This window comes from Lentzea rhizosphaerae (assembly GCF_042649515.1).
Classification (GTDB): Bacteria; Actinomycetota; Actinomycetes; order Mycobacteriales; family Pseudonocardiaceae; genus Lentzea; species Lentzea aerocolonigenes.
This window is the reverse complement of record NZ_JBHRZI010000040.1, coordinates 26,723-51,261: the sequence shown is the minus strand read 5'-3', so window position 1 is coordinate 51,261 and position 24,539 is coordinate 26,723. Positions and strand designations below refer to the sequence as shown.

The 24,539-nt window shown below is 70.8% G+C and carries 15 protein-coding genes; 13 read left to right on the top strand and 2 right to left on the bottom strand.

The genetic code is table 11. The features are described from left to right. Nucleotides 1-5 precede the first annotated feature (5 nt). The 10 genes from ACFOWZ_RS40185 to ACFOWZ_RS40140 all read left to right on the top strand — a co-directional run bounded on the left by ACFOWZ_RS40185 (nt 6) and on the right by ACFOWZ_RS40140 (nt 19,252). Nucleotides 6-608 (top strand): hypothetical protein, encoded by a 603-nt coding sequence (locus ACFOWZ_RS40185; protein WP_382379210.1) that lies wholly within the window; start codon nt 6-8, stop codon nt 606-608. Then, entirely contained in the window at nt 605-1,348 is a 744-nt protein-coding gene (locus ACFOWZ_RS40180) for a PP2C family protein-serine/threonine phosphatase (protein ID WP_382379209.1), read from the top strand. Before ACFOWZ_RS40185 ends, ACFOWZ_RS40180 begins: the two co-directional genes overlap by 4 nt. Next, complete coding sequence (locus ACFOWZ_RS40175; RefSeq protein WP_382379208.1) at nt 1,345-2,502, top strand: FHA domain-containing protein; 1,158 nt, start codon at nt 1,345-1,347, stop codon at nt 2,500-2,502. Before ACFOWZ_RS40180 ends, ACFOWZ_RS40175 begins: the two co-directional genes overlap by 4 nt. Beyond that, complete coding sequence (locus ACFOWZ_RS40170) at nt 2,499-3,947, top strand: serine/threonine-protein kinase (RefSeq protein WP_382379207.1); 1,449 nt, start codon at nt 2,499-2,501, stop codon at nt 3,945-3,947. The genes ACFOWZ_RS40175 and ACFOWZ_RS40170 overlap by 4 nt, the downstream gene beginning before the upstream one ends. A gap of 90 nt (nt 3,948-4,037) precedes the next feature. Beyond that, complete coding sequence (locus tag ACFOWZ_RS40165; RefSeq protein WP_382379206.1) at nt 4,038-10,223, top strand: Ig-like domain-containing protein; 6,186 nt, start codon at nt 4,038-4,040, stop codon at nt 10,221-10,223. Nucleotides 10,224-10,251: 28 nt separating this feature from the next. Continuing rightward, nucleotides 10,252-11,220, top strand: a complete 969-nt coding sequence (locus tag ACFOWZ_RS40160) for an AAA family ATPase (protein ID WP_382379205.1) — start codon at nt 10,252-10,254, stop codon at nt 11,218-11,220. Between the two features lies 1 nt (nt 11,221). Beyond that, complete coding sequence (locus ACFOWZ_RS40155; RefSeq protein WP_382379204.1) at nt 11,222-12,370, top strand: DUF58 domain-containing protein; 1,149 nt, start codon at nt 11,222-11,224, stop codon at nt 12,368-12,370. Next, nucleotides 12,367-14,631: a transglutaminase-like domain-containing protein gene (locus ACFOWZ_RS40150; protein WP_382379203.1), complete on the top strand. Its 2,265-nt coding sequence runs from the start codon at nt 12,367-12,369 to the stop codon at nt 14,629-14,631. The genes ACFOWZ_RS40155 and ACFOWZ_RS40150 overlap by 4 nt, the downstream gene beginning before the upstream one ends. Further along, a complete protein-coding gene (locus ACFOWZ_RS40145) occupies nt 14,628-18,986 on the top strand; it encodes an FtsK/SpoIIIE domain-containing protein (RefSeq protein WP_382379202.1) in 4,359 nt (1,452 codons plus the stop codon). Before ACFOWZ_RS40150 ends, ACFOWZ_RS40145 begins: the two co-directional genes overlap by 4 nt. Continuing rightward, nucleotides 18,983-19,252, top strand: a complete 270-nt coding sequence (locus tag ACFOWZ_RS40140; protein ID WP_382379201.1) for a WXG100 family type VII secretion target — start codon at nt 18,983-18,985, stop codon at nt 19,250-19,252. Before ACFOWZ_RS40145 ends, ACFOWZ_RS40140 begins: the two co-directional genes overlap by 4 nt. 43 nt (nt 19,253-19,295) lie before the next feature. Here the strand turns inward: ACFOWZ_RS40140 and ACFOWZ_RS40135 are convergent, their stop codons facing one another. Next, nucleotides 19,296-19,442 carry a hypothetical protein gene (locus tag ACFOWZ_RS40135; protein WP_382379200.1) on the bottom strand — a complete coding sequence of 49 codons (147 nt, stop codon included), beginning with the start codon at nt 19,440-19,442 and terminating at the stop codon, nt 19,296-19,298. A 367-nt stretch (nt 19,443-19,809) separates the two neighbouring features. Here ACFOWZ_RS40135 and ACFOWZ_RS40130 point away from each other — a divergent pair, with 367 nt between their 5' ends. Together ACFOWZ_RS40130 and ACFOWZ_RS40125 are read left to right on the top strand one after the other, a co-directional pair. After that, nucleotides 19,810-21,711 carry a PIG-L family deacetylase gene (locus ACFOWZ_RS40130; protein ID WP_382379199.1) on the top strand — a complete coding sequence of 634 codons (1,902 nt, stop codon included), beginning with the start codon at nt 19,810-19,812 and terminating at the stop codon, nt 21,709-21,711. A gap of 363 nt (nt 21,712-22,074) precedes the next feature. Next, nucleotides 22,075-22,743 carry a DUF1345 domain-containing protein gene (locus ACFOWZ_RS40125; protein ID WP_382379198.1) on the top strand — a complete coding sequence of 223 codons (669 nt, stop codon included), beginning with the start codon at nt 22,075-22,077 and terminating at the stop codon, nt 22,741-22,743. Here the strand turns inward: ACFOWZ_RS40125 and ACFOWZ_RS40120 are convergent. Further along, the gene (locus ACFOWZ_RS40120) at nt 22,737-23,906 is read right to left on the bottom strand and encodes an FAD-dependent monooxygenase (protein WP_382379197.1); all 1,170 of its coding nucleotides are present in this window, start codon (nt 23,904-23,906) and stop codon (nt 22,737-22,739) included. The two genes, ACFOWZ_RS40125 and ACFOWZ_RS40120, sit on opposite strands and share 7 nt — an antisense overlap. Before the next feature lie 109 nt (nt 23,907-24,015). On the opposite strand from ACFOWZ_RS40120, the gene ACFOWZ_RS40115 reads away from it, so the two are divergent. Next, nucleotides 24,016-24,480 carry a MarR family winged helix-turn-helix transcriptional regulator gene (locus ACFOWZ_RS40115; protein ID WP_382379196.1) on the top strand — a complete coding sequence of 155 codons (465 nt, stop codon included), beginning with the start codon at nt 24,016-24,018 and terminating at the stop codon, nt 24,478-24,480. The last annotated feature ends 59 nt before the right edge of the window (nt 24,481-24,539 follow it).

The following is a 24,539-nucleotide window of genomic DNA, read 5'->3' as shown; positions in this document are numbered from 1 at the left end:
CCGCCGTGGAGCAGCCGTTGGTGCTCACGTTCGCCGAGATCGAGTTCCTGCTGCGGGTGCGCACACCCCACATCCCGACCATCCGCGAGGACCTGGGTCTCGCGCCCCCGGACGACACGACGGCCGCGGCGGGTCTGGCCTCGCTGCTGGCGAGGGGGATGTGCGAGCCCGGCGGTGAAGGCGTTGTGCCGTCGAAGGAGTTGGTGGTGGTCGTGACGGGCTTGGCGACGGCGGACCGCGTGACCAGGGTGCTCGGCGTGACCGCCGGCTCTACCCAGCTCGGTGCCGTGCTCACCGGACCGGATGTCCACATCGGACTCACTTCGGCCGGTTTCGGTCAGCACGTGGTGCAGCCGATCGACCTCGCCGTCACGGCGGCCGACCAGGTGAGGCACCTGCTCGACGGCGTGCTGGGCGACGAGTCCGCCGTGCTGGTCCAGTCCCGTTCCGCCCGAGGCCAGGTCAGCATCGCGGTCGCGGTCGACGTGGACGGCTCCTGGTTCCTCTCGGACTCCGAGGGCGACCCCGACCACAGCACGCCCGTCAGCCGCGAAGAGGCGTACGAGCGCATCGCCGAGCTCCTTTCCGACGCGGTGGGAGTCCGATGATGCGGGCGGCGGTCACCACGCACCCCGGTGTGGTGCGGGAGGTCAACGAGGACAACGCGATCGCCGGTACGAGGGTGTTCGCGGTCGCGGACGGCGTGGGCGGGCACGCGGCGGGCGAGGTCGCCAGCGCGCTGGTGGTGGCACGCCTCGAGGAGCTCGACGCCCTGGACGCGCCGGGCCCGGAGGACGTGCGCGCCACGCTCGCCGCCGCGTGCCGGTCGCTGGAGGAGACAGAGCACGGTGGGATGACGACGGTCGCGGGGATCGCGCTCGTCGTGGTCGCCGAACGGCCTCACTGGGTCGTGTTCAACGTCGGCGACTCGCGGGTCTACCGGTTCGACGGCGCGGAACTGGCGCAGCTCACCGTCGACCACTCGGAGGCGCAGGAGCTCGTGACCGCGGGCCTGCTGACAGCGGACGAGGCCGGCTCGTACCCGCGCAGGCACGTCGTCACCCGCGTGCTCGGCAACGCGGGCCTTTCCGACCCCGACCTGTGGCTCTTCCCTCCTCGCCCCGGTGAACGGTTCGTGATCTGCACGGACGGCCTCACGAACGAACTGGCGGACGACGAGATCCAAGAGGTGCTCCTGCTGCACTCCGAAGCGCGGGAAGCGGCCGCGGCGCTCGTGGACCGCGCGGTGGCCGCGCGGGCGCGGGACAACGTGACCGCGCTCGTGGTCGACAACCCCGTCGTGGCGGACACGTCGAGCTGCGACACGGTGCCGCGGGGGCCGCGATGACCGACGCCGGGTACGTGCCGGGAACGTGGGTCGCCGTCGTGGGGGAGCGCACCTGGCTCCTGCTGTCCGTGCCGCCCGAGTCCGATCTGGTCGGTCGCTGCTGGGACCTGGTGCGGTCGGACGAACCGCTGGACGAGGTGCTCGCCGCGATCGTCCACGAGGGATTCCGCGCGGTGAGCGGGTTCGCGCTCGTGCGGCTCGACGGCACCGAACGCCGCGCCGTCGTGAGAGGCGAGACGCGGCTCGAGGTCGTCGACCCTTCCGGTGCCGTGGACGAGATCAGCGGCGCCGGCGTCGGGACGTGGGTCGACCGCAACCTCGGCGAGGTCGCGCGGTTGCGGGTGACGAACGGCGTGCGCGGTCCCGTGTTGCCTGTGCGCAGCGGTGTGGTGCTCGCCGGCGAGATCGTGGTGTCGCTGGAGGGACTTCCCCGGCCGCGACCGGAGCCGGTGCCGGTGCCGGAGCGGGTCGAGCACACCGTTGTGAGACAAGAGGAACCGGTCGAGCTCACCGTCGTCCGCGACGAGCCGCCTGCTCCGGTGACCGGGGTCATCCAGTCGTTCGACTGGGCGCCTCAGGTCACCACGGCGATCGCCCGTCCCGAACCGGTGCAGGCCGCGCCGCCCGTCACGGACACGGTGCTGCGCACGAACGTCATGTCTCCCAACGACACGCAGATGCTGCACGGCAGAGCGAGCGGTTCCCAGCTGGTGCGGGCGAAGAGGTGCCCCTCCGGTCACCTGAGTTCGGAGTACGCCGTGCACTGCCGCGTCTGCGAGGTTCCGCTGCCGGTGCAGGACGCCGCGATGCTCGCCATGCCGGTGCTCGGCGCGCTGCGACTGTCCAACGGCGACACGATCACCCTCGACCGCAACGTGGCGCTGGGCCGCGATCCCCAGGGCGATCCCCGCAGCGCCAACCTCGTGCAGGTCGGGGCCGAGTCCGACACGATGATCTCGCGGACGCACGTGGAAGTGCGGCTGGACGGCTGGGACGTGCTGGTGCGCGATCTGGGTTCCACCAACGGCACGACGATCTCCCAGCCCGGTTGCCCGCCGCAGGACCTCGCCGCGCACATTCCGGAGTTGATCTACCCCGGCACCAGGGTGACGCTCGGGGACCAGGTCTTCTTCACCTTCGAGGTGAACGGATGACCCAGGGGCCACCGGAGATCCCGCACTTCGACTTCCGCGCCGACATCGGCGGTGGCGGGTTCGCGATGGTGTACCGCTACTACCACCGCGTGCTCAAGCGCGACGTCGCCGTGAAGGTGCCGAAGGGGACGGACCTGTCAGCGGATCTTCGGGACAGGTTCCTCGCCGAGGGCCAGTCGATGGCCGAACTCGGCCACCACCCCAACGTCGTGACGGTCTACGACACCGGCACGGCCGCGGATGGCCGCCCGTACCTCGTGATGGAGTACTACGAGGGCGGCGACCTCGCCAACATCGCGGCCAGGTCCCCGTTGCCGGTCAAGCAGGTCCTGGACATCGGCGTGCGGGTCGCGGGCGCGATCGAGACCGCGCACGAACGGCGGATCGTGCACCGGGACATCAAGCCCGCCAACGTGCTCATGAGCAAAGTCCAGCCACCGCAACCACATCTCACCGACTTCGGCATCGCCGGGCACCTGGCCCACGGCGAGGACGGTGGACAGGTGGCTTTGTCCGTGCCGTGGTCCGCGCCGGAGCTGCTCGACCGGACCAAGAGGGCGAAGGCGGGCATCCCGACCGAGGTGTTCTCCTTCGGTGCGACGCTGTGGCACTTGCTGGTGGGGCACTCGCCGTTCATGCCACCGGGTGCGGACAACACCCAGGACGCGATCGAGCGGCGGATCCTGAGCGGGTGGCTGCCCACCGGCCGGCTCGCGTCCGCGGATCTCGAACGGCTGCTGCTGCGCGCCATGGCAACGGACCCCGCGGCACGTCCTCGTTCGATCGGTGAGCTGGCGGTCGGGTTGCAGACCATCCAGCGGGCGCACCGGTTCGGTGTGACCGACCTCGTGCTGATGCCCGCGCCGGAGCTGGAGCCGGTCGCCGGCCCCGTGATCACCGCGCCGTCGTTCGCCGCACCCTCTCCCGCGCCGTCGCTTCCCACGACGAAACGCAAGCAGGAAGAGCTCAAAGCGACACTGGTGCGGGAGAAACCGCCGCCACCACCCGTGCCGGTCGAGCCGGAACCTCCGGTGCGCCTGCGGTGGCCGTTCTACGTGGCGGGCGGCGCGGCAACGGCCGTGATCGTCGGCATCGGGCTGTTCCTCCTGTCCGGTCAGGAGAAACCGGGGAGCGGACCGGCGGTGACCACGGTCGCCGACGATGGCGGGAACCAGAGCGCGGGCTCGGACGGCGCACCACCGGGGAAACCGGCGATCACCGCGACCAGGGTGGATGCGAATGCAGTCCAGTTCGCGTGGAACTACTCCTCCCAGCAGGCGACGGACACCTTTTCGTGGCGGACTTCCGACGGCGCGCGCACCGGCGTCGCGACTGAGCCGTCGGTGCGGCTCGACGGCGCGAAACCCGTGTGCCTGCAGGTGAAAGTGGTCCGCAAGGACGGCAGCAACGCGACCGCGGACTGGTCGCAGGAGACCTGCGGGTAATTCTTCGCTCGCATTCGGGTGAATCCTGCAACGAAATAGCGCATCAGCCCGATAGGCGGTTCACGGAACCGTCCGCGGACGCACGCGATCATGGCGAGGGGAACAGTGGGATTCTTCCAGAAGCACCGGACCACGCTCGCGTCCGGAACGGTGCTCGTCGTCGCGGCGGCATTGTTCGTCGCTTATGCGTTCTCGTCGAACGGAAATCCGGTTCGTCAGGTCGACCTGAACGACGGCGGTGTGTGGGTCACCAGCGATCGCGACGGATTGTTCGGCAGGCTCAACAAACCAGTCGGATCGTTGGACGCGGCGTTCAACCCGCCCGGCGGTGCGCAGCAGAACTACCAGCTCGACGTGGTCCAGGACGGTGCTGCGGTGGTCGCGCGTGACCGGGCGGGCGGCAAGCTCTACCCGGTCGACGTGGCGCGATCGGTGACGCTGGGTGACCACGGATCGGCGCTGCCGAGCGGCGGTCAGATCGGCCTGGCCGGTGGCACGCTCGCGGTACTCGACCCCGCAGGCGGCAAGGTGTGGGCGATCCGCGTCGACGTCCACGCCGGCGTGAGCGCGCTCGATCAACTGAGTCAGGAGAGCCCGCCACTCGCGACCGTCGACGGCGCGGAGGCCGCCGCGCTGGTCGTCGGGCTGGACGGCGCGGTGCACGCCGTGTCCGCCAACGGCCGCACCGTGAAGCTGCCGCCACAGGGCGGGGGATTCGGCGAGCCGGAGTACGGCAAGCTCGCCAGCCCGCCGAAAGCTCCCGCCGTCACGGCGGTCGGTGGCGAGGCCGTCGTGCTCGACGCCGCCACCGGCACGCTCTTCCTCCCCGGCGGACGCACCGCGCAGGCGGGAAAGGAGGCCGTGCTCCAGCAGGCGGGACCTGCGACGACCGCGGTCGTCCTGGCCACGAAGAGCGAGCTGAAGTCGTTCGACCTCGACGGCGACGGCACCACCACGTTGCACGAGGGATCGGACGGCGCACCGGCGGCACCGGCACGGCTCGGCGAGTGCGTGCACGGCGCCTGGGCCGGTGCCTCCGGGGGCTACTTCCGCTCCTGTGACGGCAAGAAGGCGTCCGCCGGCAACCTGAAGGACGCGACAGCGCTGGTTCAGCCCGTGTTCCGGACGAACCGGAAGGCGATCGTGCTCAACGACGTCGCCACGGGAGCGGTGTGGGACCTGAGCACCCAGCGCAAGGTGGACGACTGGCAGTCGGTCAAGCCACCTCCCGAGCAGAACCCCAGCGACAAGGACAAGAACGAGAACACCACGGAGTCGTCGAAGGACAAGCCCCCGAAAGCCGCCGACGACACCCTCGGCGCACGGCCGGGCCGCACGACGGTCCTGCACGTGCTCGACAACGACTCGGACCCGGCGGGGAACATCCTCTCGGTCACTTCCGTCGCCGACCTCGACCGCAAGGACGCCGGGCTGGCGATCGCCCCTGACGGTCAGACCGTCGAGGTGACGTTGCCGGAGAAAGCCCAGGACGTGCACTTCAAGTACACGGTCGACGACGGCAAGGGCCTCAACGCCACCGCCGCCGTCACCGTGCAGGTGCGCGCCGACTCCCAGAACGAGCCGCCGGCCTTGCGCAAGGGCGCCGAGCCGCACGAGTGGTCCGTCGCCTCGGGAGGCCGGCTCACGCTGCCGGTGCTCGCGGACTGGCGCGACTTCGACGGCGACCCCGTCGTGCTGACCGACGCCGGCGCCAAGGCGGGTGTGGCGACCACGACGAACACCGGTTTCGTCGAGTACGCGGCACCGGTGGAGGCCGGGCAGCAGACGGTCGACTACAAGGTCACCGACGGCATCGCCGATCCGGTGGCGGGCGCGGAACGCGTGCGAGTGCTCGACCGCGCCGCACCCGCGGCGTTGCCGGCCCTCGCCCGCCCGGACGTGGCGCGCGGGCAGGTCGGCACGCCGGTGCTCGTCCACCCGCTCGAGAACGACCTCCCCGGCGCGGACCCGCTCGACCCCGCGGCCGAGCTGCGGCTCGCCGCCGACGTGGCGCCGCAGGCGGGGGCGACGATCACCACGGACACCAGGACCGGTCTGGTGACGCTGACGGCCGCGAAGCCGGGCACCTTCGTGCTGGACTACACGGCCGCTTTCGGCAACGCGCCGTTCGCGAAGGGCGCGATCCGCATCGACGTCACCGCCGCACCGGACTCGCCGTTGCCGCCGGTCGCGATGCCGGACAACGCCGTAGTGCGCGGCCAGGAACCGGTCGTGGCCGATGTGCTGGCGAACGACTTCAGTCCCGCCGGATCGCTGCTCGGCGTGCAGCACGCGGAGAGCGTCACGGGCCAGCTGGAGGTCGCCGTCGTCAAGGGCCGCTGGTTGCGCGTCTCCGCGGCCGTCCCCGTCCTCGACCGCAACCCGCAGGTCGTGCGCTACACGGTGACCGACGGCGTGACCGGTCCGGTCACCGGCGAGGTCACCGTCACGCAGCTGCCGCCGCCCGCCGACGACACTCCCGTGCCGAGGGACGACCGCGCGTTCGCCCGTGCCGGCGACTCGGCGACGATCCCGGTGCTGGACAACGACATCTCGCCCACCGGTGCGCCGCTCACGCTCCAGTCGAACGTCCAGGGCGCACCCGCCAGGGGCCGGCTCGCCGTCACCGCGAGGGACGGTCGCAAGGACGCCGGCACCGCCTACGCGGCCGGTGACGTGGTCCGCTACGTCGCACCCGACCGGCTCGACGCGCCGCTGGTCGCCGACATCTCCTACGTGGTGCAGAACCCGGACGGAGACCAGGCCGTCGGGCACGTGCACGTCACGGTCACCCCGGCGCCCACGCCGCAGAACCCGAACCAGCCGCCCGTTCCCGAGCCCGTCGAGGTGCGAGTGGTGGCGGGTGACCGGGTGACGGTCACCGTGCCGTCGAGCGGCGCGGACCCGGACGGTGACTCGACCGCCGTCACCGGCATCGCGTCCGCGCCCGCGCTCGGCCGCGTGGTCGGGATCGCGAGCACCTCGCTCACGTACGAGGCGTTCCCGACGTCCAACGGCACGGACACCTTCGGGTTCGTCGTCACCGACGCCCACGGCCGCACCGGCGAGTCGCTGGTCCGCGTCGCCGTGGTGCCGCCGGGCGACCCGCAGCCGCCGGTCGCCGTGGACGACGTGGTGACCGCGGCACCGGGTGCCCGCCTCGCGGTGAACGTGCTCGCCAACGACGTCCAGGCACCCGGTGACACGGTCACGGTCGAGCCGTTGGCCACGCGCAACCCGTCGCTGCCCGGTGACGTGAAGGGCAGTGACGGCCGAATCGAGCTCACCGCTCCCGACCTCACCGGCAAGCCGCTGGTGATCGCTTACGGCATCACGAACGGGCTCGGTCAGCCGTCCGTCGCCACGCTCACCGTGCGCAGCCGCGAGGACTACGCGGTCCCACCCGTCGCCGGAGAGCTGTTCCCCGAGGTGAAGAACAAGGAGAGCACGGTCGAGGTCGACCTCTCGAGCGCGATCGCCGACCCGGACGGACCAGCGGACGAGCTGGAGATCACCAAGGTCTTCCACGACCAGGCCAAGGTGTCCGGACGCAAGGCGACAGTGCCGGTCGGCGACCACCCGCGGACCATCGCCTACGAGGTCAAGGACGCGTCCGGGGCCACCTCCGCCGGTCTGATCCACGTGCCGTCGAAGGGGACCGGCGCACCGCGCGCCATCCCGGACAAGATCATCAACGTGCCCGCGGACGGTTCGGTCACCGTGCAGGTCAAGGACTACGTCGAGGTTCCGTCGGGCAAGCAGCCGAAGCTCACGACCGTCGACGAGGTGACCGCCGCGCCGGCGACCGGGCTGGAGGTCCGCAACGAGGGGGACACCGGTCTCGTCCTCACCGCACGCGGCGGCTACACCGGACCGGCCGCCGTGACGTTCCAGGTCACCGACGGCAGCTCGCTCACCGATCCCGAGGGCAGGTTCGCGCTGATCACGGTGCCGGTGCAGGTCGGTCCGGACACACCGGTGCTGCGGTGCCCCGCGTCGGCGATCGCGGTCGTCGAGGGCGGGCTGCCGGTGAAGATCGACGTCACCGCCGTGTGCCACGTGTGGGTCGCGGACCGCTCGAAGCTCGGTGACGTCCGGTACTCGGCCACGTGGCTCGAACAGCCGGGCGGCGTCTCGCTCGAAGGCTCCGGTGAACGCACGCTCACCGTCACGGCGGCGGGTGGCGCGAAGCCGGGCTCGACCGGAACGATCGAGGTCGGAGCGGGAGACGGGCCGAAGGGCAAGATCGCGGTCAAGGTCGCAGCCGCACCGCCGCCCACGGTCGCCCCGGTGACGCTCGACGGCGTCAAGGCCGGTGACACCGCCACCGTCGACCTCGTCTCGTACGTCCGCTCGCAGCTGCGCGACCCGAAGATCTCCGTCGTCGCGGTGAACCAGGCCGGTGGTGCTCAGGCGAGCGCGAGCAACGACGGCTCCACCGTGCGCATCACCCCGAACGGCGACGCGCACGGCGCCATCGACTTCAACGTGGTCGTGACCGATGTGGCCGACACCGGCCGTGACGATCGCAAGGCCACCGGACGGATCAGGCTGAACGTGCTCGGCGTGCCCGACGCCCCCGGAGTCCCGGTGCCAGGACGCACGGTGCTGAGCAAGGTCGTCGAGCTCGCCTGGAGCACGCCTTCCGGCAACGGCGCGCCGATCGACTCCTACGAGGTCGACTTCGGCCGCGGCAAGCAGGTGTGCGCGGCGTCGCCGTGCACGATCACCGGCCTGTCCAACGGCACCGAGTACACGTTCACCGTCCGGGCCCACAACCTGGTCGGCTGGGGCAAGCCGAGCGGCTCGTCGGCGCCCGCCCAGCCGAACACCGTGCCGGGTGCGGTGACCGGCCTGGGCACCTCCGAGCCTCGCGACGGCACGCTGAAGCTGAGCTGGGGCGCGGCTCCCAACGACGGCACGGCCGTGCTGCGGCACGAGATCAGCTGGTCGGGAGGTGGCCGCACCACCGCGCCCGGCGGGGCGACCAGCGCGACGGCCACCGGACTCGACAACAACGCGCAGACCGTGTTCACCGTGATCGCGGTCAACTCCCAGGGCCCCGGCCCGGCCGTCACCGTGCAGGGCCAGTCGGCGGGTGCTCCGCAGGCTCCCGGCGCGCCGACGTTCACCGCGACGAACGCGGCGAACGCGCAGACGCGGGCCGTCACGGTCTCGTGGGGCGCGGTGGGCGCGAACGGTCCCGGCCCGACCACCTACACCCTCACCCGCACCGGCGGCGGCACCAAGACCGTGTGCTCGTCGGTCACGGCGACGACGTGCCTGGACGACGGGCTGCAGAACGACGGCACGATCTACAGCTACACGGTCGTCGCCGCCAACGCCGCCGCCCAGGCCGAGCCGTCCGGCCACACCTCACCGCCCAGCCCGGCGGCGCAGATGGAGGCGACCGCGACTCCGGACCCGATCACCGGGTTCACCGCGACGCCGACCGGAGCGGACGGGCAGGCGACCCTGCGCTTCGACGCACCCGCGTCGCACGGCAAGTCGAACACCGTGACCTGCACCTGGTCCGGCGGCTCCTGCGGGACGTGGACCTACCCGACCGGTGGGCAGGCCGGTGCCACGCAGACGATCAACGGGTTGCCGAACGGGCAGCCGGTGACGATCAGCCTGCAGGCGTGCAACGGCAGCGGCGGCGGTGCGTACGCGGGCAACCCGTGCAACAGCGCGGTTTCTGCGGGCGTGACCACCTACGGGCCGATGCGCGATCTTGTCCTGAACACGTCCGCCAACAACACGGTCGTCAACTTCTCGGTGTCGGTGAACCCGAACGGCAAGCCGGCCAACGTGCAGGTGACGACGAGCCGCGGGTTCAACCAGTCGTTCACCACCGGAGTCGGTGGGTGGAGCTGGTCGGGCAGCCAGGACGTCGGGTACTCGCAGTCCGTCGACGTGACCGTGACGGTGACGGACGCGGGCAGGCCGACGTTGAGCCAGACGCGGAACCAGGCGACGCCGCCACCGCCTCCGCCGCCACCCTCCGTAACCGTGTCCAAGGGTGCTCCTTGCGGGGCAGGTGGTTGTGCCGGCACAGGCGTCTGCACCTCGAACGCGTGTGCCTACATCGTGGTGCAGACGGCGAATTTCACCAGCAACGTGACATGCACGTTCAACAGCGACCACGGACCGGTCGGATTCGTCAACGAGAACTTCGGTCCGAACGAACGCAGGCAGACGAGGAATTACTACGGATATCCGGGTGAACAGGTCTACGTCACCTGTGGCGGTGTCCAGGGATCTTTCCGTTGGTGAGCACGCGAGAAACAGTGAAGGAACGACCATGACCGCCACTCCCGATCAGGCCCGGCTGTTCGCGCAGACCTTCGAGCAAATGGTGCTGAACATCTCGCGCGCGATTTCCGGCAAGGACCACGTCATCCGGCTCGCGTTGACCTGTCTGCTCTCCGACGGGCACCTGCTGCTCGAGGACTACCCCGGCACCGGCAAGACCTCGCTCGCCAAGGCGCTGGCGAACACCGTGCAGGGCAGCAGCACCCGGATCCAGTTCACCCCGGACCTGCTGCCCTCGGACGTCACCGGCGTGCAGATCTACGACCAGGCGCAGGGCAGGTTCCGGTTCCACCCCGGACCGATCTTCGGCTCGATCGTGCTGGCCGACGAGATCAACCGCGCGTCGCCGAAGACCCAGTCGGCGCTGCTCGAGGTGATGGAGGAGGGCCGGATCACCGTCGACGGCGAGACCCACCCCGTCGGTGCGCCGTTCATGGTCATCGCGACGCAGAACCCGATCGAGCAGGCAGGCACCTACCGGTTGCCCGAGGCGCAGCTGGACAGGTTCCTGATGAAGACCAGCATCGGTTACCCGGACCACAACGCCACCGTGGCGCTGCTCGCGGACGCGGCGACCCGCGACCGGTCGGTGAACGTGCCGCCCGCCATCGCGGCGGGTGCGGTGGCGCAGCTGACCGCGCTGGCCGACCAGGTGCACGTCGACCCGGCGGTGCTCGGGTACGTCAGCAGGATCGCCGAGGCCTCGCGCACGCATCCCGCTGTGCGGCTGGGTGTCTCGGTGCGCGGGTGCCTGGCGTACGTGCGGTGCGCGAAGACGTGGGCGCTCGCCCAGGGCCGCGGCCACGTCGTGCCGGACGACGTGCAGATGCTCGCGCATCCCGTGCTGGGGCACCGGATCCTGCTGCACGCCGAGGCGCAGTTCGACGGGGCGAGCGTGGAGAAGGTGATCGACTCCTTGCTCGCCGACATCGAGCCGCCCGTGCGGCGGGGAGCCTGAGATGTGGCGGCTGCTGGAGTCCGTGTCGCCGTCCGGGAGGGTGCTCGCCGTGACGGCGCTCGCGGCGTGGGTGCTCGGCGCCGTGCTCGGCTGGGACGAGCTCGTGCTGTTCGGCGCCACCGGTGTGGTGCTGCTCGCGCTGGCCTGTCTGCTCACGTTCGGAAACAGCCAGGTGCGGGTGCGCGTGGACGTCGCGCGGCGTCGCCTTCAGCCGGACGAGTCCACCCCGTGCGCGGTCGAGGTCGAGCACCGCGGACGGGTGTCGTTGTTCGCGCCGGAGGTCGAGCTGCCGATCGGCAGGGACCGGGTCGAGGTGCTCGACCACGGCCGCGAGATCGAGATCGCCGGGCACAGGCGCGGGGTGATCGCGGTCGGTCCCGCCACCACGGTCAGGGGTGACCCGCTCGGGCTGGTGCGGCGCACGGTCGAGATGACCGACGTCGTGGAGGTGTTCGTGCACCCGGTCACCGTGCCGCTGGAGCCGCTCGGCACCGGCCTGCTGCGCGATCTGGAAGGCTGCACCACCAACGACGTCTCGATGAGCGACCTCGCGTTCCACGCCCTGCGCGAGTACGCACCGGGCGACGACCGCCGTCACATCCACTGGCGCTCCACGGCGAAGCTGGCGTCGTCCACTCAGGACGGACGATTCCTGGTGCGGCAGTACCTCGACTCCCGCCGGGCACACGTCGTCGCGGTCGTGGACGGTGCCGAACAGTCCTATCCGGACTCGGGTGTGTTCGAAACGGCGTTGTCCGCGGGCGCGTCCGTGGTCCGGCGCGCGGCGGCGGACGAGATCGACACGACGGTCGTGGCCGCGGGGCACCTGTCCGGCCGCAGCGCCCCGCAGCGCGCCCTCGACGTGTTCGCACGCGCCGAGCTGGGCGGCCCGGTGCTGGCCGAGGCCGCGACACGGGCGGTCGCGGCCGCGCCGGACGCCACCCTGGTCGTGCTCATCACCAGCTCCCGCCACAGCCACGCGGAGCTGCGCGTGGCCGCGTCCGTGTTCTCGCCGGACGTGCGGAAGGTCGTGATCCGCGTGGACCCGGACGCCGCCACCGCGCGGTCGGTGAGCACCGCGTTCACCGTCCTGACGCTGCGGCAGCTGAACGACCTGCCCGCGCTGCTGGCGGGAGGAGTCCTGCAGTGACCAGATTCGTGCCCCGCCGCGACGATCTCGTCGACGCCGCCTTCCTGGGCGTGCTGTTCCTCGTCGCGCTGCTGGGTTTCCGCACCACCTACACCGGCTGGGGCTTCCTCCTCGCCGGGGTGACCGGGCTGGTGCTCGGCGTGATCGCCGGACACGTCGCTTCGGCGTTGCGGCGGCCGATGATCGCCGTGGCGGCCATGACGGTCGCGGTGTTCTTCCTGCTGGGCGGTGTGGTCGCGATGCGCGACAGCGGCGGCGTGCCCACACCGGACAACCTGGTGAGCCTCGCCGGCCTCGGTGTGCACGGGTGGAAGCAGCTGCTCACCACGTTGCCGCCGGTCGACGGCGCGGGACCGCTGCTGGTGATCCCGTACATCCTGGGCCTGCTGTGCGGCGCCGGCGGCTTCACGCTGGCCCGCCGGGTGTCGCTGAGCGCGGTGCCGGTCTCCGCACCGCTCGCGGTCCTCGCGGCGGTGATCCTGCTGGGCACCGGCGAGGCGGCCGGTGTGCTCGGGGCCGTGTTCGCCGCTGTGGGCACGGGCTGGCTCTCCGTGCGATCAGCTCGCCGCCGCACGGGTGTGCGCAGCGGTGGGGTTCGCCGAGTCCGCGCGGCGACGGCGGTCGTGCTCGTGGGTGTGGCAGCCGGCGTCGCGCTGCTGGCGGCACCGCTGCTGCCCGGCACGGGCAGCCCGGACCGGCTGGTGTTGCGCAACTACGTGGAGCCGCCGTTCGAGGTCGGCGCCTACGCCAGCCCGTTGGTCGGCTACCGCAAGCACACCAAGGACGCCAACCAGCTCTGGGACCAGACGCTCTTCACCGTGCAGGGGCTGCCCTCCGGTGAGCGGGTGCGGATCGCGGCGCTGGACGGGTACGACGGTCTGGTCTGGGGCGCTGTCAACGACCAGTCCGAGGCCGTGAACCCGTTGCGCAGGAACAATTTTCAACGTGTCGGTGTGCGCATCCCCGTCGCGGAGACCGGTGCCGAGACCACGGTGACGGTCAAGATCGAGGCGGCCTACGCGACTGCGGACGAGCTGAGCGCGTGGCTGCCGACCGCCGGCCACGCGAGGGAGATCGCGTTCACCGGCGAACGGAAGGCGGGGCACACCGAGAGCCTGCGCTACAACCTGGCGACCGCGTCCGGCATCGTGGCCGACCGCCTGCGCGAGGGCGACACCTACACGTTGCGGACGGTGCTGGCCTCGCCCGGAATCCCGGACGACGCCCAGCCGTTCGGCCGGCCCGCGGTGCGCACCTCCGACCTCGCGTTCGTGCGGAGCAAGGTCGCGAAGTGGGCGGGTGACGCGACGACGATGGCAGGACGTCTGCGCGCCGCCGCCACGTACCTGCGCGAGAACGGCGCCTACACCGACGGCGGACCGGGCGAGACCGAATACCTGCCGGGCCACGGCACGAGCCGGCTCACCGCCTTCTTCAACGCCAAGCGCCCGGCCGGCAACGACGAGCAGTACGCGGCCGCGTACGCGTTGGTGGCCAACGAGATCGGCATGCCGGCCAGGGTCGTGCTGGGCGCCGTTCCCGGGCCCGGCGGCGTGGTGCGGGGCGAGCAGGTGCAGGCCTGGGTGGAGCTCCACCTCGCGGACGGCAGGTGGGCGGTCGTCCCGAACACGGAGTACATGCCCGACCGCTCGAAGAAGCCCGATCACCAGCCACCGCAGGAGATCGAGAACACCGACGCCGCCGTGGTGCCGCCGCCGAACGCGGTCAAGATGCCGAGCTCGCTGGTCGACGCGAGCCGCACGGACGCGACAGGTGTCGGCGCAGGCGAGAACACCGGGCCGTGGCTGCCGCGGTGGCTCGTGGACCTGCTCGCCGACGTGGCCTCCGTGCTGCTGCCGGTCGCTGCGCTGATCAGCCTCGTCGTCGGTGCCAAGGTGCTGCGGCGCCACCGCCGGCGGACGCGGGGGAGCACGTCGACCAGGTTCGCCACCGGCTGGCGCGAGCTCGTGGACCACGCCCGCGACCTCGGCGCGACGGTTCCCCGCGGCCGGACCCGGCGTCAGGAGGCCGACCTGTTGGCCGCCTTCGGTCTGCACGGTCTCGCCGTGCGGGCGGACGACCACGTGTTCGGCCCGGGATCACCGGACCAGGCCGCGGTGGACGCCTACTGGACGGCGGTGCGGGAGGCCAGGGGCCGGATGCGCGCGGTGGTGCCTCGCTGGCGGCGCTGGCTCGCGCTGGTCGACGTCCGCACGTTCCTGCCGGTCCGGGGCAGTGAGCGGAGGAAGGCGGGGCCGTGAAGATCAAGTTCACGCTCGCGCGGTCCGGAGGCACCCCCGTCGACCTGATCGCGACCGTCGACGCCGCGACCACGGTGGGAGACCTGGCGGCGCATCTGGTGCGTGCGGACCCTGCGGGCGGACCGCCGTCCTCCGGCCGCGTCACGCTCTCGATCGTCGGCCCGGACCAGCGATCGCTCGACCCGCACCTCCACATCGGTGGCAGCGGGCTGCGCTCCGGCGCCACGGTCGCGATCGCCCGCGGCGGCGAGGACTACACCGATCCCCGCGCCGGCGACGCGGCCGAGGTCGAGGTCGTGGCCGGCCAGGACGCGGGCAGGAAGTTCCCGCTGCACAGGGGGACCTGGGTGATCGGGCGCGAACCGGGCTGCGAGGTGCGGCTCACCGACCCCCTGGTGTCGCGGCAGCACGCCCGGCTGACCATCGCCGACGTCGCGCAGATCACCGACCTGGGCTCGGCGAACGGTGTGCAGCTCGGCGGGGCGACGGTGTCGAGGTCGGTGCTGCGGCCCGGCGACCGCGTGCGAGTCGGCGACACCGAGCTGCTGGTGCGGGTGCTGCACGCGACTCCGGCCGCGGCAGGGGACGCCGCCGTCGCGTTCGTCCGCTCACCGCGGCTGGACCGGCGTTACTCCGGTGTCGAGCAGATCGCGCCGGAACCACCCCGCCGCCCCCAGCGCGAGCGGTTCCCGATTGTGCCGTTGATCGCGCCCGTGCTCATGGGTGCCGTTCTGTACCTCGTCACGAAGTCCGTGCTGTCACTGGCTTTCGTGGCGCTGAGCCCGATGATGATGATCGGCTACGCGGTCGAGTCGAGGCTCGCCGGCCGGTCGGCGTTCAAGAAGGGGACCGCCGCGTTCCGCGCGGAGCTGGCGGACGCGGTGGAGGAGGCAGAGCAGGCGAACCGGTCCGAGGTGCTGGCGCGGTGCGGCGAACACCCGTCCGTGGCCGACTGCGTGAAGGCGGCACGGGAAGGTGGTCAGCTGCTGTGGACGCGCAGGCCGGACGACCCCGGTTTCCTCGAGATCAGGCTCGGCACCGGACGCCTGCCCGCTCGCAACACGATCTCGTTGCCGGATCCCAGAGGACTGCCCCGTGAGCTGTGGACCGAGCTCGTCGAGTCCACCGGGCCGCTCGCGTTCGTCGACGGCGTGCCGGTGGTGGCGATGCCGTTGGAGCACGGCGGACTCGGTGTCGCCGGCTCGCGGTCGGCCGCACTGGGTGCAGCCCGTGCCGCGGTGGCCCAACTGGCTGTGTTGCACTCACCCGCCGAGCTCGTTCTCGCGGGGTTCGCGTCGGCCCAGAGTGCGGCGGACTGGGACTGGGTCAAGTGGTTGCCCCACACCACCTCCCCGCACAGTCCGCTCGGTGCCCGTCACCTCGCGGCGGACGCGTCCGCGGGAACCCTTCTGCTGTCGGAGCTCGAAGCGCTCGTGGAGTCCAGAGTGGACAGCCGGGAACGGGTGCCGTCGGTCTTCGTGATCGTCGAGGACGACACACCGGTCGAGCGCAGCAGGCTCGTGGAGCTCGCGGAAACCGGCTGGCGGCACGGAGTTCACGTGTTGTGGCTGGCGGTGGACCTCACCCTGCTGCCGGCCGCGTGCCGCACGTACGTCGGTGTCGAGCACGCCACCGGCACCGGCCAGGTGGGGTTCGTCCACGACGGCACCGGAGTCGGGAACGTCACCGTGGAGCTGCTCGACGCCCAGTCCGCGACCGACCTGGCGCGGCGGCTCGCACCCCTGGTCGACACCGGGGCGAAGGTCGACGACGCGAGCGACCTGCCCCGGTCGATCTCGCTGCTCAACGTCGCGGAACCCGCGTTGGTGCCCACTGCGGAGGTGGTGCTGGAACGCTGGCAGGAGAACAGGTCGATCGTCTCCGGACCGTGCGCCCCGCAGAAGCCGAGCCGGGAACCGGGCACCCTGCGCGCCGTCGTCGGCATGTCGGCGGCAGGCGCGCACGCGCTCGACCTGAGAGCCGACGGGCCGCACGCACTGGTCGGCGGCACGACGGGAGCGGGCAAGAGCGAGCTCCTCCAGTCGTGGATCCTCGCCATGGCCGTGGCGCACAGCCCGCAACGCGTGACCTTCCTGCTGGTCGACTACAAGGGCGGGTCGGCGTTCCAGGAGTTCGAGGGCCTGCCGCACGTCGTCGGCCAGGTCACCGACCTCACCCCGCACCTCGTGCACCGGGCGCTCACGTCGCTGTCCGCCGAGCTGAAGAGGCGGGAAGAGCTGTTCGCGCGGTACCGGGTGAAGGATCTGGCCGAGCTGGAACGGCGCGACGCCGCGGCCGCCCCGCCGAGCCTGGTGATCGTGGTCGACGAGTTCGCGGCACTGGTGAAGGAGCTGCCGGAGTTCGTCGACGGCGTCGTGAACGTGGCGCAGCGCGGTCGTTCGCTCGGCGTGCACCTGATCCTGGCCACGCAGCGTCCCGCGGGCGTCATCAAGGACAACCTGCGCGCGAACACCAACCTGCGGCTGGCCCTGCGCACGGCGGACGAGGCGGACAGCGTGGACGTGCTGGGGTCGCCGCAGGCGGCCTTCTTCGATCCCGTGCTCCCGGGCCGAGCCGTGTCGAAGACGGGTCCCGGCAGACTGGTGCCCTTCCAGGCGGGCTACGCGGGCGGGTGGACTCCGGACGTGGCGCCGCCGCCGGAGGTGCTCGTCGAGGAGCTGTGGTTCGGCGGCAGCACGGCGTGGCAGGTCCGCACGGCGCCGCAAGCCGTGACCGATCTCGGTCCCACGGACATCGCACGGATGGTGCGTGCGGTGCGCGAGGCCTTCGTGCACGCCCGCATGAGGCCACCGCACCAGCCGTGGAAGCCACCGCTCGCGCCCGTCTACGACCTGGTCACCATGCCGTCGCGGGGCGACGACAACATCGTCTTCGGCGTGCGCGACGATCCGGAGAAACAGCAGCAGACCGTCGTGTCCTTCCGCCCGGACGTCGACGGCAACCTCGCCGTGTTCGGGACCGGTGGCACCGGCAAGACGACTTTGCTGCGGGTCGTCGCCGCCGCCGCGGGGGACACGCCGAACCCGTTGTGCCACGTCTACGGGCTCGACTTCAGCGGGCGCGGACTCGCGATGCTGGAGGAGCTGCCGCACGTGGGCAGCGTGATCGCGGGCAGCGACCACGAACGGGTGCGCAGGCTGCTGGGCTGGTTGCGAGAGGTCGTGGACGAGCGCGCGGCCCGGTACGCGAGAGCCGACGCGGGAACGATCACCGAGTACCGGGCGAAGGAAGGCGCGTCGGCCGACCCTCGGATCCTGGTGCTGCTCGACGGCGTCACGGCGTTCCGCCAGGCCTACGAGGCGACGGAGCGCAGCCGGTGGTTCGAGGTGCTGGTCGGCATCGCGAGCGAGGGCAGGCAGGTCGGCGTGCACCTCGTGGTGTCCGCGGACCGCCCGCCCGCCGTGCCGTCCGTGCTCGCCGCCGCGATCCAGACCCGTGTCGCGCTGAGGTTCGCGGACGAGAGCGACTACGCCCTCATCGGCGAACCGATCGGCGTCCTCGGCTCGTCGTCACCTCCCGGCCGCGCGTTGTTGCGCGGCAGCGAGATCCAGGTCGCGAACCTCGGCCGGCACGGCGACGTTGCGGCACAGGCGCGCCGGATCAGAGCGATGGCACAGGCGATGCGCGACCGGCACGTGCCCGCCGCGCCCCCGATCGAGCGACTGGCGGACCAGGTGTTCCTGTCCTCGTTGCCTTCGAGCGCGGACGGCCTCCCGGTGCTCGGTATCGCGTCGGAAACGCTTGCGCCGCACACGTTCGAGCCGGTGGGCGGCTTCCTGATCAGCGGGCCGCCGCGGTCGGGGAGGACCACCGCCGTCCACGCCGTCGTCACGGCCGTGCGCCGATGGCGACCGGGCGTCGAGGTCCACCTGCTGTCGAACACCACGCGCTCGTCCCTGGCACTGCTCGGTTGCTGGGACACCGCCTCGTGCGATCCCGAGGTCGACGACGGTGCCCGCGCGTTGCTGAACAAGCTCAACGGATCGCCCGTCGTCGTGGTGGTGGAGAACTTCGCCGATCTCGCGGCGGCCCTGACGCCGTCCGCACCGTTGCTGGAGCTGGTGCAACGCTGCGTCCGCGACGGCCACTTCCTCGTCTTCGACGGCGAGGCGACGGCGTTGCAGGGCAGCCACGGCCTGCTCGCCGCCGCCAAGACGAGCCGAGCCGGTCTCGCGCTGGCACCGGAGACCGTCGACGGCGGCGCGTTCCGCACCACGTTCCCCCAACGCCTCAACCGCGCCGACTTCCCACCGGGCAGGGCACTGCACGTCGTGGGTGGCACCACCTCCGTAGTCCAAGTAGGACTGCCAGAACCAGAAGGAGCAAGCACATGACCGGTTTCGTCGGTATGGACCCGGAGGCCGTCCGCACCCTGGCACGCCAGCTGGAGCTCAAGGCCAGCGAGATCGACACCATCGCCACCGCGCTGTCCACCCAGATCGACGGCACGACGTGGCTCGGCCGCGACGCCGACGCCTTCCGCGGGGACTGGGCCGGCACCTACCGCACCCAGCTCGCCGCGGTGTCCACCGCGCTGAGGGAGGCCTCGACCCGTGCCACGAACAACGCCGCGCAGCAGGAGGAGGCCTCGCGCGCCTGACGGGATCCGCCGGGGCCGTGGACCCACGGCCCCACCAGGTTCGTCAGTGCTGCACCTCGGCGGGCTGCTTCGGATGTGTCGCGTCCTGACCGGGCTCAGTGTTTCCAGGCTTCGCCTTGGTGATCTCGAGCGTCTGGAGCGACCAGAACACCGTGAACTCCGAGATCATCGCGGCCTCCACCCAGAACACCGCGTGCCTTCTTCGAGTTCTTGTTCGCCTTTCGCAGGGTGTTCACGACGACCAAGAAGATGCCGCCGGACAACGAATAGGCAGCCGCGCCGACGAGATTCCCGAGCCTGGATCCCGTGGAGGTTCAGTTTCCGCAGCAACGAGATCATCCCGGCCGCCTTTCGGCAGCGCTCGATCCTGGATCGACGGCTGGGCCCGCGTCCGTTGACCCCTGTGACGAAACCGTTGCTCTACGTGACCCGAATGGCGGCAAAACGTCCCGATCGGACCAATAGGCAGATGTGACAGCCAGTCCTGAACCCGTTGTGTAACAAAGATTCATCGACAACCGAAGTCTGGGCACGAGGTGAACACCGGGAGGTCGCCCATGCCCAAAATCAGCAGACGCACGGTCCTGAAGGCCGGCACCGCCGCCGCGGCGGTGACGGCGTTCGGGGCCAACGCCGGAACGGCGCACGCCGCGCCGACGGGTGCGAGTTTCGTCAACATCATCGCGCATTCGGACGACGACCTGCTGTTCATCAACCCGGACATCCAGCCGGCGATCCTCTCCGGCTGTCCCGTGAGGACGATCGTTCTCACGGCGGACGAGTTCAACGGCACCGACACCATGACCCGCGAGCAGTTGTCCGCGGAGCTGCACAAGGGCCAGCGCAACGCCTACGCGGCGCTCGCCGGGGTGCCGAGCACGTGGACCCGCACGGCCGTGGTCGTGGCGGGCAAGACCGTCGAGGTCAACACGCTCGACGGCAAGCCGACCGTGCAGCTGGTCTACCTGAACCTGCCCGACGGGGGCGACGACCTCCACGAGGACGCGACCAAGAACCTGTGGACCAACACGTCCTACAGCACCAGCACGATCGTTCCGACGGGCAGCCCTGCCAACCGCGTGCAGACCTACCGGCACGCCGACGTGGTCAACGTCCTGCTCGGGTTGCTCGCGCAGTTCCAGCCGACCGTCGTCCGGTGTCAGGACCCGTTCCCCGACGACGTTCGCTACGCGGCCGGCATGCCGGACCACCTGGACCACATCCACACGGCCAAGTTCGCGCAGAAGGCCGTGAAGTCCTACATGGGGCCGACCGGCCGTCCGTACGCGCTGCTGGTCCGCTACCGCTGCTACAACACGCGTCAGGCGCCGGTGAACGTTCCTACCGCGCTGCGGACGCCGAAGACCAACGCGTACAACAAGTACAAGGCGATGGACCCGTTGAGCGGCGACGCGTTCGACGTGAACCTGTCCCGCTGCTACGAACGTTGGCCCGTCTCGCCTCAGTGGGCCACTGTGGACAGTGCGGGTACGGTCCACGCGTTCGTCGCCGCGGGGGACTCGCTGATGTGGTGGCGTCAGCCCAACGGCGGCGCGTGGGCCGGTCCCACGACGTTGCTGGCCGGGTCGTTCGCGCCCGGTGTCGCCGTGGCCATGCGTGGTGACAACCGTCTGCAGCTCGCCGTGCTGGACCTCGACACGGCCGCGATCCGCACCTGCACGCAGACCGCCGCCGGGGCGCAGGGTTTCGGCACGTGGACGTCGCTGGGCAACCCCAACAACTCCTCACCTGCTTACCAGACACCGGTTTTCGGCGTCTCGAACGGGTCGCTGGAGCTGTACGTCGTGAACCGCGCCGGCACGCTCGGCAACAAGTGGCAGGAGGGCACGGGGTTCAGCGGCTGGGTCACGGTGACGGGCGGCAACGGCAAGGCGATGTCCCAGCCGTCCGCGATCACCGCGCCGGGCGGCCGCATGCACGTGTTCGCCGACGGCAACGGCAGGGCGTTCCACTGGTACCAGAACGTCGGCGGCACGACGATCTACCAGGCGCTGACGACCGCGGCGCAGAGCACCGCGTCGATCGGCACCGCGCTCGACGCCAACCGGGTCCGCATCTTCACCCGCCGGCACAGCGACGGGTCGGTCGGCACGTTGCGCGAGATGACGGCGAACGGGTCGTGGGAGACGACCCTGGCGAACATCGGCGGCATGGGCGGCCTCGGGCCGGTGGCCGCGGTGACCAGTGGGGGCCGCACGCTCGCGTTCGCGCGCAACAACGACTACGGCCTGAGCATGACGCGTCAGGACTCGGCCGGGAACTTCGTGCCGTGGCAGGACTTCGGCGGATACGTCGAGGTCGCCCCTTCGGCCGTGGTGGACGCGCAGGGTCTCGTTCGGGTGTTCGCGCTCGGGGCGGACATGCGCCTGCGTCAGCGCGTGCAGACGGCTGTGGGGCCGGACGCGCCGTTCGGTGACTGGCAGGCCGCCGGCAACTAACCTTCACCCACAAGAGCCCCAGGGCCCCGGCAAAGTCGTGTTGTTGCTGGTAGGGCCTAACTGATTGGCGTCTGCAAGTACCACCAAGTCTTGATCGAACCGCCGCCGACCACACCCAACTGCGTTCCGCTCGCGCACCGAAGCCAGTTGGTGGTAGCAGAACGCCCGATGATCTTGAGTTGGTAGTACTTGCAGACGCCATGAGTCCAGGTCCGACACGGTCGCGCGACTTTGCTGGGGCCACTCACAAGAGCCCCAGGAGCCACATTTTTGGGTACGCGGGGCCCTTTCGTACTCTCCTAGCGCACGAAAGGGCCCCGCGTGCCGACTCCGCGGGGGGCGGGGCGGGTACCTTCACGGGTCATGCCGGATGATCTTCCGTCCCGACCGCTGCCGGACCGCTTCGTGCTGGCCCGGACCAAGGTCGTGATCGCGGTGACGGCGGGCCTGGTCAGCGGGCTCGCCGTCACCTTCGCAGGCCACGCCGAGTTCGGTCCGCTGGTCGGCTGGGACGTCGCGACCCTCGTGTACCTGGTCCGGGCGTGGATGGTCATCTGGCCGATGGACGCCGAGGAGACCGCACAGCACGCCATGCGCAACGACCCCACACGGCGCGTGGCCGAGGTGCTGCTGCTCATTGCCGCGCTTGCGAGCTTGGTGTCCGTGGGTTTCGTACTCGCCCGTGCGGCACACACGACCGGTGCGTCCGAGTTGTTGCGTGTGGGGCTCGGCGTGCTGTCGGTGGTGTTGTCGTGGACGGTGGTGCACACGATCTTCACCCTGCGCTACGCCCGTCTCTACTACTACGGCGCGGACGGCGGCGTGGACTTCAACCAGCCCGAACCGCCGGACTACGGTGACTTCGCGTACGTCGCCTTCAGCATCGGGATGACGTTCCAGGTGTCCGACACGAGCCTGTCCGGCAGCGAGATGCGACGCACGGCCCTGAAGCACTCGCTGCTGTCGTACCTCTTCGGCACCGGTGTGCTCGCCACGACGCTCAACCTGGTGGCGAGCATCAGCACTCAGTGAAAGTCCGGCAACGTCATCGCGGAGTGCTCGGGACGCCCGATCTCGGCGGGCATCGTCGTGCGGTCGCGCAGGGCGGCGTTGCGGGCGGCCAACGCCTCGGCGGTGCCGGGGAACAGTTCCGCGTCACCTTCCCCGACCAGGTTCTGGTTCAGCTCGACGAACGGCCGGGTCTCGCGTTCGTAAGCCTCGAACGCCGCCGTGTGGTCCGGTGCCGTCGCCAGGTGGCCTGCCAGCACGTAAGCGCCGACCAGCGCGAGGCTCGAGCCCTGACCGGTGAGGAACGACGGGGCGTACGCGGCGTCACCGACCAGCGCGACCCGACCTGACGACCAGCGCGGCAGGCGGATCTGGCTGACGGTGTCGAAGAACAGGTCGTCCGCCGAGCGCATCGCCGAGACCAGGCGCGGAACCTCCCAGCCGTCGGCGGCGAAGACCGACGCCACCAGTTCGCGCTGGGCTTCCGGGTCGCGGAAGGCACCGAACGGCGGCTCGGCGAGGGTGAAGCTCAGGAACCCGTGGACGCTCTCACCCGAGCCGACCGCGTACAGCGCGGCGGCGCGGCCGGGTTCGTTCCACAGCACGCCCTCGTGCGCGAGGCCGAGGTGGTTGGGCATCGTGAAGCCCGCGAAGCAGTAGCCGAGATAGCGGTGGAACTGCTCCTCTGGCCCGAACGTCAGCGCGCGCACCGCCGAGTGCAGCCCGTCGGCGGCGATGACGTGGTCGTAGGTCCGCTGCAGGCCGCTGCGGAACGTCACGTCCACACCGCCGGAGTGATCGTTCAGGGCGGAAACGCTGTTGTCGAAGAGGAACTCCACGTCGTCGCGCACGGCGTCGTGGAGGATCTCGGCGAGATCGCCTCGGCGGACCTCCAGGTCGCTGCCGTCGCCACCGGAGATCGACTCCGGCCGCAGCGACGCGACGCGGCTGCCGTCGGCGTTGAGGAACGTGATCCTCTGCGTGTGCACGTGGGCCTCCCGCAACCGGGGGAGCAGGCCCATCCGGTCCACCACGCCGAGCGCCGTGCCTCGGATGTCGATCGGGTAGCCGCCGCCGCGCAGGGTGCAGGACTTCTCGACGACGGTGACGTCGAAGCCGCGGCGGCGCAGCCAGTACGCGAGCGCGGGCCCGGCGATGCTGGCGCCGGAGATCAGGACGGTGCTCATGGTCCCTCCAGATAACTAACTTTGGTATCCTTTTTCACGCCGCAATGATCGCTACGGTTGCGGGTGACTGAGGCGAGCATATACCTAAGTTAGGTAAGTAAGGTGTGAGATGAGCGAGGCCTTGGACCCCGTGGCGGTACTGCCGCACCTGATGCAACTGGGCACCGTGCTCAACCGCAGCCAGCTGGTGGAGCGGGCGATGGACCACGTCGGCATCCCGCTGGACCGCCCGGCCATGACCGTCCTCGTCACGTTGCGCATGGCCGGCCAGCCCCTGCGGGTGGGGGAGATCGCCACCCGGATGCAGGTCGTCGGCCCGCACGTCACCCGGCTGCTGCACGACCTCGAACGCGCCGACCTGGTCCGCCGCGTCACCGATCCGAACGACCAGCGCGCACGGCTGATCGAGCTGACGGACTCCGGTGCCGCGGCGGGAGGGCGTTACCTGGAGGCGATCCTCGGCTGGTTCACCAGCGCGGTCGCCGACTGGTCGGAGGAGGACCGCCGCACGTTCGGCCGCCTGCTCAGCCGGTTCGTGGACGACCTCCAGGCACGGGTGGCGGAACTCGACTAGCGCCTGTATCGAATCAGGCCTACCGGACATATTTTTTGGCGCGAAAAGCACGTTCGGGC